Source organism: Sediminibacterium goheungense (assembly GCF_004361915.1).
Taxonomy (GTDB): Bacteria; Bacteroidota; Bacteroidia; order Chitinophagales; family Chitinophagaceae; genus Sediminibacterium; species Sediminibacterium goheungense.
On sequence record NZ_SNWP01000009.1, the window covers coordinates 1 to 1004 of the forward strand.

General features: G+C 48.3%; 1 protein-coding gene. It reads left to right on the forward strand.

The window, feature by feature from the left end; translation table 11 throughout:
* On the forward strand, positions 1-1004 hold a 1004-nt coding region (locus BC659_RS16760), incomplete at both ends, for a hypothetical protein (RefSeq protein WP_211340677.1).

Here is a 1004-nt window from a genome sequence, read left to right on the forward strand (position 1 = left end):
TATAGTGTAGTAGCGACCAGTGCAGAAGGTTGTTCATCAGCATCAGTATCAACAACAGTATCAGTTAATCCTGTTCCGACAGCAGCGATCAGTGCAGATGGTCCGACCACATTCTGTGCAGGTGGATCTGTAACCTTGACAGCAACAGGTGGTGCGAGCTATCTGTGGAGCAATGGAGCAACAACTTCATCAATCACCGTAACAAACGGAGGAACCTATAGTGTAGTAGCAACCAGTGCAGAAGGTTGTTCATCAGCATCAGTATCAACCAGTGTAACAGTTAATCCTGTTCCGACAGCAGCGATCAGTGCGAATGGTCCGACCACATTCTGTGCAGGTGGATCTGTAACCTTGACTGCAACAGGTGGTGCGAGCTATCTGTGGAGCAATGGAGCAACAACTTCATCAATCACTGTATCAGCTGCAGGAACCTATAGTGTAGTAGCGACCAGTGCAGAAGGTTGTTCATCAGCATCAGTATCAACCAGTGTATCAGTTAATCCTGTTCCGACAGCAGCGATCAGTGCGAATGGTCCGACCACATTCTGTGCAGGCGGATCTGTAACCTTGACAGCAACAGGTGGTGCGAGCTATCTGTGGAGCAATGGAGCAACAACTTCATCAATCACTGTATCAGCTGCAGGCACTTATAGTGTAGTAGCGACCAGTGCAGAAGGTTGTTCATCAGCATCAGTATCAACAACAGTATCAGTTAATCCTGTTCCGACAGCAGCGATCAGTGCAGATGGTCCGACCACATTCTGTGCAGGTGGATCTGTAACCTTGACAGCAACAGGTGGTGCGAGCTACCTGTGGAGCAATGGAGCAACAACTTCATCAATCACTGTATCAGCTGCAGGCACTTATAGTGTAGTAGCGACCAGTGCAGAAGGTTGTTCATCAGCATCAGTATCAACAACAGTATCAGTTAATCCTGTTCCGACAGCAGCGATCAGTGCAGATGGTCCGACCACATTCTGTGCAGGTGGATCTGTAACCTTGAC